Source organism: Mycoplana sp. BE70 (assembly GCF_031455855.1).
Taxonomy (GTDB): Bacteria; Pseudomonadota; Alphaproteobacteria; order Rhizobiales; family Rhizobiaceae; genus Mycoplana.
In genome coordinates, this window is record NZ_JAVDTM010000008.1 from 296,532 (window position 1) to 303,836 (window position 7,305).

A 7,305-nucleotide genomic window follows, 5' to 3' on the forward strand; every position below is an offset into this window, starting at 1 on the left:
CGTTAAGCTGTCAGCTCGTCAGTGCCGGCGCGGACGGCGGGCAAAGCCGACCCGGATACGGACCGGTTCCGGTTCATCGTCCTGATCCTCGTCGAAGCAGCCGAGGTCATATTGACCATCGTCGTCTTCTCGCGGGGCCATAGCCAACTCTTCCTCGTAGCTGCGCGCCGGACCGTTCAACGCGATCGGTGGCTTGCCGAACACTGCCGAGGCGGATGCCGCATCCGGCACGACACGGAGGGCCTTGCGCGCTTCCGCCTCAAGAAGCTGCTGCACACGGCGGCCGAAGCGCAGGCGCAGCTCGGCCATGCAGGCGGCGACACCATCGATTTCCAAGAGGTCGTCGATCTCGGACAAGGCCCAGATGCCGGCGGCATGATCGCTCGGACGGCTGGCGCCGTCGACGATCGCGACCTCAACGGTGTCGACCATCAGGCGCTTTTGGTTCTTGTACAGCCAGTCCGGCAGCACCATCGCGGACGCCATCATCTTCAGCTTCAACTCCTCGAGCCGGCTGGTGTCGCCGTACGAAGCAAGCGACCGCTTCAGGTCGAGGATGTAGGCCGTGTGCCGGGCGCGGTTCACAAGGATCAGGTCCGGCGTATAGCTGCCCTTGGCCGGCGCCTCGCAATCAAGTTTGATACCGTCGAGGCTGGACCAGTCGTTTCCGGAAACGGCCTCGAGCGCCGCCTTGACCAGCGGCAGTTTCAGCGACTGGGTCAGGACAACGATGTTGGGATTGGCTTTCGCCAGCCGCTCGACCGCCTGCTCCAGGAGCTTGCCCTCGCGGAACGAGACGGCACGAACCAGCGAGGCGATGTGAACGTAGTGCCCGAGGATTTCGTCCTCGACCGGTTCGCCGTCGGCGATAGCAGCGATGGCGCGATCGATCAGCAGATTCAGATCGGCTTCGACCTCGGCGAAGCGAACGATATGCGGATGGCGGCGCAGCACGGCCGGTTCGCCAATGCTGCCGGCACCAAGGCCGAACGAGCGCTTCGAGAATGTAGCTACCGCGGCGGCGGTCGAACGGAGAACTTCCCCAGTGGGGACAGAGAGAGTATGCGTGGTCATAGCCCGATTCCTTTCGCAAGAAGGCTGAGGGTCAGGCCCTTGTCAGTGGTGCAAACACTGGCTTGGGCCGTTTTGTGTCCGGTCTTCCGAACAGCCCCAACCTGGCAGGACCGGCGGGCGGGCTCAAGGACCCGGAAAGCAAAATTGGAACAAAGCCGGTACAAGGTTAACGCCGGGCTCACACGGCCCATAGCCGACAATCGGCTCCGAGGATAAGCAGCAGCCGAAGCCAAAAGGAAAAGGGCCGCAGCACGGCCCTCTTGAGTTCGGCGAGGAGGCCGGTCTGCCGGCCTTCGAGCAAGCTGACCTTACGGCGTGACCGCAGTCGCCGGTTCCACCTCGACGACAGCGTCGTCCGCAAGCGGCGGCACCTTTGCAAACTGCTTGCGGTTTCGCGGCGCCTCACGGCTGACCGTCATCAAGCCACCCGTCGCCTCTTCAAGTGCAGCGCCAAACCGCTCGATCGCCTCATCGGAGACATCGGCATCCTTCGAGACCTCGTCCGGCATTGCCGGATCGGCTTCCTGACGGTCGCCGGCGCTGTCCGCCTCTTCCAGAACCATCGGCTCGGAGGCCGGAGCATCTGTTACCGCAAGCGGCCATTCCGGCGCCCGCTCCTTCGACACCGCCCAGCCGAGCACCGGAAGCACATGCAGCGCAAGCCAGTCGCGCATCTCCTTCGACTTCGGCCAGGCATCGACACCACCCAATGTGTAGAGCGTGTCATTGACCTCGGCCCAGCCGGTCTTCTTCGGGAACTTCGTTGGCTTGGTGTTGCGGCCCCAATCGAGATCCGGCTCGATGAACAGCGCCAGGCTTTCGAGTTCCTGACGGGCGACACGGGCGATGTCCTGGATTTCCTTCGCCAGCGCTTCCTTGATCACCCGGCTCTTGGCCAACGCAGCCTCGATCGCCTGGCAAATCGCGATGACATGGGTAGTGAACGCCTTCAGACCGTCGCGGACCTTGATGGCGATCAGTGCTTTCAGTCCGCCAACACCGCCGACGCGGTACTGATCGCCCGTCTCCGGCTTGTCACCACCCTCCTCGCCGCCGGCCAGAATGGCCTTCACATCGGCGACCTGCAGACGCCCGTTCTCCTCCGCGAAGGAGATGGCCGCCTTGACCTGATCGGCCGTTGCCGAACTCAGGTGGAACAGCACCGTCGCCCCGACCGAGAGATCGACCAGATCGTCGCGGTAGGGCGCCAGATTGCGGAACACCGCCGTGTAGTTGCGGGCGCTGCGCGGCGCGAGGCCGCAGCGCATCTTCACCCACTTGTCGAACCGGCCGTCGGCCAGGAGGTCCGCGGCCTGGGCCAGGTGATCGCCGAGCTCGAAAGTCTGCTCGGTCGTGCGGCGGCCGAGGTCGAAGATATGGGCAGCGCTGGTTTCGAGCTGCTCGCGCAACGTATGCCCGATGCCGTTGCCCCGGACGCGACGACGTGGCCCGCACCGCGCTCTTCATGGCGATTTCCAGCATGGCGACGCGAGGTGAGCTGCAGGCCCTGGAGAATTTCCAGGATGTCGTCGTCTCGATGCTGGTTCGGCAGGGCTTCGACAAACACGCCTCACATGCCGTCTTCGATGAGCTCGTCGCCAAGTACCGGGATGGCGACTGGCCCTTCCGCCGCAAACCCCACCTGCTCTATCCCGACGGCGCCGACCAGGAGGGTTGAGCGGCTCCATCCAACTTGTCTGTCGGTTTCGGCCCCCTCATCCTGCGCTGCCGTTGGAACGCCTAACGGCGTTTGCCCGCTCTATGTCTCCTCCCCCCATTACTTCGTAAAACGCCGTTTGATTCTGAATCGGATTTCCAGAGGTTTTCGGGAATGCGAGAAGCCGATAGGCCGGTGCGGTCCTCGCAATCTGTTCAAAACCAAGACGGCAACTGTTGCAGCCGATCAGCAGTTATGGTTGCCTGGTCGTTACCAGTCGGCCAGCGGCCCGTAGCGTCTCCAGATTCCTCAGTGCGAAGCGATGTCTCATTTTGAGAATTGGCCGGTTTCCCCCCCGGCGACCCCACTGTGATGTCAACAATTACAATGACTTGCCAACCGAACGCGTCTGTGGTTGATGGCAGGCAGCAATGTTCAACCCAGGCCAGTCCAGGGAACGGAAGGAGGCGCCCATGTTCGATTACCGTCATGTTGATGGCGCCATCATGCCTCCGTCGCGAGACTTCGAGTGCCAGACGCCCGCTTTCGGCATCTGCATCGGCCGCATGCGCGATGACGTCCTTCGCGCAGATCTTCGTCGTCGACGACGGCGAAGATCTGCTCATGAAAGGAGTCATCATGTCCCATACCCCTCCCCCGCAGGAAGAGACCTGCAAGCGCGCGCCATCTAAGGACGATCGCCAGAACAATATTCTGGTGTTCCCCTTTGACAAGGCGAGTGCTGCCCGCAGCATTCAGACGGAATTGGCACGGCGTGCAAATGCTCCGGTAAAACCGGCGGCGACCAAGCCTCTGCCCGATGTCGGAGCGATCAAGACCCGCTACCTCCACGACGTGGTCAAGGATACCAAGTCCCGCCTGTATGGCGGGCTGTGCGTCATCGCGTCCATCACCGGCGTGACCGTATCCCAGGCGTGCGATGCAATTCGTCAGGTGCGGTACGGTGCGCGCTGGCTCGACTTCTCATACACCCCTCCTATCAAGAGGGTGCGTGATGGCGAGATCGAGCAGGCCTTGCACCTGCTCGGATTTGTCGGACACTGGCGCTGGCTTCCTGACCGGCCGACGCTTGCTGCCTATCTGAATGGTCGCACCGGAATGGAGCGCGATCACCCTTGCGTCGTGTCTCTCAGCACGCACTGCGTTGCCGTGAGCGGCGGTGTTTTTTGTGACGTCTTCAGCCGCGGAGTCGTCGTCGACATCGATGACGCCGAGGGTCGTCGCAAGAGGGTCAGCCGCGTTCTCGTGCTGACCAGGCGCATCGCACCTTCAACGATTGCCTCCAGGACCCCGCCGGCAAAGAAGTCGGGCGCGAAGGGTAAGGTGGACCTGCTGCTTCGTGAGGCGATCAAGGCTGAGGCGGGGGCAACCCGCGTCAAGCTCACCCCGAACGAGGTCTTCGTGATCCTCCCGAACAAAGAGGGCTGGTATCGGCTGGGCAACCGCGAGAGCATCGAGGATCAGATCCTGCTGCCGCGTCCGGACAACCGCCTTGCCGGCAACACCGACGCAGCCGCGGCCTACCGCGCGGTGATGGGTTACTAGCCGCGCCCGTGCGGCCGGCGTGATCGCGGCAATTATTGCCACGCGCAATCACTCACCCGATCACCCCGTGGCCGCCGCCATCACGCACCACCCCGCCAGTCATGAAGGACTGGCGACTGGCGCGGGCTCCCAAGCGATCCGCGCCAGGCTAACATGTCCCCCAAGCAATCCCCATACGCCCCGAGGTCTCATGCCTAAGAACGTCCTCCTCTATCTGCGCAATTCGAGCGATACGCTGCGCACCGCATGCGCCGATTCGCAGCGTTATTATGCCGAGACCTTCATCCGGAAGAACGGCTGGAAACTGGAACTGACCTGCCGTGACGAAGATATCGGCGAAGTCGTGTTCACCGCACAGCCCGGCGTCCACAAGCTCCTCGAAGAGGTCGATATCGGATCGATCGATATCGTCCTCTGTCATACGCTCGACCGCTTGTGCTCGCGCTTTGCCGTCGCAGAACGGCTGCTGCATGATGTCGAAGCGAAAGGGATCGAAGTCTGGGCCGCCGATCCCGGTGTGCGGATCAACGGCACTGACCTCATCGACTACTACTACAATAATCCCGATGGAGCGATCGGGCTCGGTCGCCGCCGTTCGCCGATGCCGGATGACCTCTACGAGGTCGAGCACCTTGTGCCCCTGCCCTACGGCTACCGCTATACGGGAGCCTATAATGCCGATGGGACGTATATTTTCGGGTTCAGGGTTCTCGAACACGAGACCGCAGAAGTCGTCCTGCGGATTTTCCAGATGTATGCCGACGGAATGTCGCCGGCAAAAATCGCGCAAGCCCTGAACGCTCAAGGCGTTCCCGGCCCGCATGGCAGGATGTGGCGTGACGCCACCATCCGTGGCGGCCGCCATCGGCGAACCGGCATCCTCAACGACGAGATCTATATCGGCCGGCCCTAGGTACCGGGCCGTGAGTACGATCTTGCTCCCGCCTTGCGGATCGTCAGCGACGAACTGTGGAAGCGCGTGAAGCTGCGCCAGGACTTCGCCTGCCGGGGTGCTGCCGCATCGCCCTAGCGCCCTCGCCAAGACATCAGACTGGCCGGCGCTGCCGGCCAGTCTTCACCTTGAAATTGTTTGAGATGGAATTCAGACCATGACCAAGAACGTTCTGTTCTACGCCCGCTATTCGACCGACCGCCAGAACGAGGTGTCGATCGAGACCCAGGTCGAGCTCGGCAAGACGTTCGTCGCCGACAGGGGCTGGAAGCTGGTCGAGATCTATGCCGATTCGGCTATCAGCGGAACCTCCTTCACATCGCGCCCCGGCATCCAGCAACTTCTGGCGCATGTGAAGCGCGAACGCATCGATGTCGTTCTCTGCATCACCGTCGACCGCCTGTCGCGCGACGTCGAGCACAGCTCGAAGATCCTCAAGGAACTCAATTACCACGACACGGCAATCTGGACGGTGCAGGCCGGCCAGCCGATCAGCCATATCGAGCTGCATATGCGCTCCACGCTCAGCCATGAAGTGGTCGAGCAGATCCGCTATCGCACGCGGGAAGGCATGAAGACGGCGGCCCGCAAGGGCAAGGCAACCACGCGCCTCTCCTACGGCTACCGCCTCGGCCAGCAGCGCGATGTCAACGGCGACCGCATCAGGGGCCTGCGCGAGGTCGAACCGGCCGAGGCCGAGATTGTGCGCTGGATCTTCGAGCAATATGCCGACGGGGTCAGTCCGGCGGCGATCGCCCAGAGTCTCAATACCCGCGGCGTGCCGGCGCCGCAGCACAAGTACTGGCGCGACGACACGATCCGCGGCGACGGCAAACGCCAGACCGGCATTCTTCAAAACGAACTCTATGTCGGCCGGATCGTCTGGAACAAGCAGAACTACCGCAAGAACCCGGAGACCGAACGGCGAATCGCTCGCCTCAACGACAAAAGCGACTGGGTCGTGACGGAGGTTCCCGCCATGCGCATCGTCAGCGACGAACTCTGGGCGCGCGTGAAGGAACGGCAACTGACGACGCTGGAGAACTTCTCCCGCACGACCACCAATCGGCTGAACAGGGCACATCGGCCGAGCTACCTGCTGAGCGGCATGCTGGAATGCGCCGAGTGCGGCGGCTCCTACGCCATCATGGCCAAGGAACGCTACGGCTGCTCGAACCACAAGAGCAAGCTGCCGGTCGACGGCCTCGGCGGCGCCTGCTGCACCAACCAGAAGACCATTTTGCGCAAGAACCTGGAGGATCGGGTTCTGTCCTGCCTCCCCGCTGCCTTTTTCGGGATGGGCGTGTTCGACGATATCGCCGAGGAGGTTCGCCGGAATATCGCAGCCTCGATCCGCAACGAACCCGACGAGCGCCAGCAGATTGCCGGGGCGTTGAAGGCCGCCGAGCAGGAACAGCGCCAGATCATTCAGCAGATCAGCGATCGCGCGGCTGAGGGCCGGCCGCGCCTGGCTGCGCTCGACGATATGCTCGACACGCTTGAGGAGCGTCGCGCCGGCCTCGACGCCCGGCTGAAGCAAGCGCCGGCGGAGGAAGATTTCGGGGAGAAGATCAAAAAGCTGAAGGCCGAGGTCAGCCCGCAGGCCGTCGAGCTGATCATCAACTCCGCCTTCTATTACATGCGCGAGCACGCCGACACGGAAACGAAGCAACCCTTCATCCACATCGTGCGCCAGTTCATCCAGAAGGTAGTGATCGGCAAGACCCCGGGCCACCAGCCGGCATCCCTCGAAGTCCACGGCCGGATCGCCTCCATCCTCGCGGCGATGGAAGCGGCGACGATCCTGGAGAAGCAGTTCGAGGCGCTGAAGCAGCACGATTATCTGGAGAAGCTGCGAGCCGGTGAACTCAACACGGAGCAGAAACAAAAAAAGCTCCTCGACGCTTACGCGGAGGAGCTTTCAGAGAAACAACTTGAATGGGTAAATATTCAAGTCTCAGTGGTTGCGGGGGCAGGATTTGAACCTGCGGCCTTCAGGTTATGAGCCTGACGAGCTACCGGGCTGCTCCACCCCGCGTTATCCGTTTGCGTCTTA

At 62.5% G+C, this 7,305-nt stretch carries 6 protein-coding genes and 1 tRNA gene; 4 read left to right on the forward strand and 3 right to left on the reverse strand.

Translation table 11 applies throughout. The features are described from left to right. Positions 1-18: 18 nt before the first annotated feature. Positions 19-1,074, reverse strand: coding sequence for a hypothetical protein (locus tag J2Y48_RS17010; protein WP_310420330.1), 1,056 nt, complete (start codon positions 1,072-1,074; stop codon positions 19-21). A 308-nt stretch (positions 1,075-1,382) separates the two neighbouring features. Next, positions 1,383-2,483 carry a hypothetical protein gene (locus J2Y48_RS17015; RefSeq protein WP_310420332.1) on the reverse strand — a complete coding sequence of 367 codons (1,101 nt, stop codon included), beginning with the start codon at positions 2,481-2,483 and terminating at the stop codon, positions 1,383-1,385. Positions 2,484-2,518: 35 nt separating this feature from the next. On the opposite strand from J2Y48_RS17015, the gene J2Y48_RS17020 reads away from it, so the two are divergent. The 4 genes from J2Y48_RS17020 (at position 2,519) to J2Y48_RS17035 (ending at position 7,254) form a co-directional block, all read left to right on the forward strand. Next, positions 2,519-2,752: a hypothetical protein gene (locus J2Y48_RS17020; protein ID WP_310420334.1), complete on the forward strand. Its 234-nt coding sequence runs from the start codon at positions 2,519-2,521 to the stop codon at positions 2,750-2,752. A gap of 552 nt (positions 2,753-3,304) precedes the next feature. Next, complete coding sequence (locus J2Y48_RS17025; protein ID WP_310420335.1) at positions 3,305-4,297, forward strand: hypothetical protein; 993 nt, start codon at positions 3,305-3,307, stop codon at positions 4,295-4,297. Positions 4,298-4,487: 190 nt separating this feature from the next. Beyond that, positions 4,488-5,210 (forward strand): recombinase family protein, encoded by a 723-nt coding sequence (locus tag J2Y48_RS17030; protein WP_310420337.1) that lies wholly within the window; start codon positions 4,488-4,490, stop codon positions 5,208-5,210. 196 nt (positions 5,211-5,406) lie between these two features. Next, positions 5,407-7,254 carry a recombinase family protein gene (locus tag J2Y48_RS17035; RefSeq protein ID WP_310420363.1) on the forward strand — a complete coding sequence of 616 codons (1,848 nt, stop codon included), beginning with the start codon at positions 5,407-5,409 and terminating at the stop codon, positions 7,252-7,254. On the opposite strand, the gene J2Y48_RS17040 is transcribed toward J2Y48_RS17035, so the two are convergent. Next, positions 7,211-7,287 (reverse strand) — tRNA-Met (locus tag J2Y48_RS17040). The two genes, J2Y48_RS17035 and J2Y48_RS17040, sit on opposite strands and share 44 nt — an antisense overlap. Between the last annotated feature and the right edge of the window lie 18 nt (positions 7,288-7,305).

Bases quoted from the DNA above. Each gene is read 5' to 3' on its own strand.
- J2Y48_RS17010 (WP_310420330.1), bottom strand. From the start codon at position 1,074: ATGACCACGCATACTCTCTCTGTCCCCACTGGGGAAGTTCTCCGTTCG.
- J2Y48_RS17025 (WP_310420335.1), top strand. From the start codon at position 3,305: ATGACGTCCTTCGCGCAGATCTTCGTCGTCGACGACGGCGAAGATCTG.
- J2Y48_RS17030 (WP_310420337.1), top strand. From the start codon at position 4,488: ATGCCTAAGAACGTCCTCCTCTATCTGCGCAATTCGAGCGATACGCTG.
- J2Y48_RS17035 (WP_310420363.1), top strand. From the start codon at position 5,407: ATGACCAAGAACGTTCTGTTCTACGCCCGCTATTCGACCGACCGCCAG.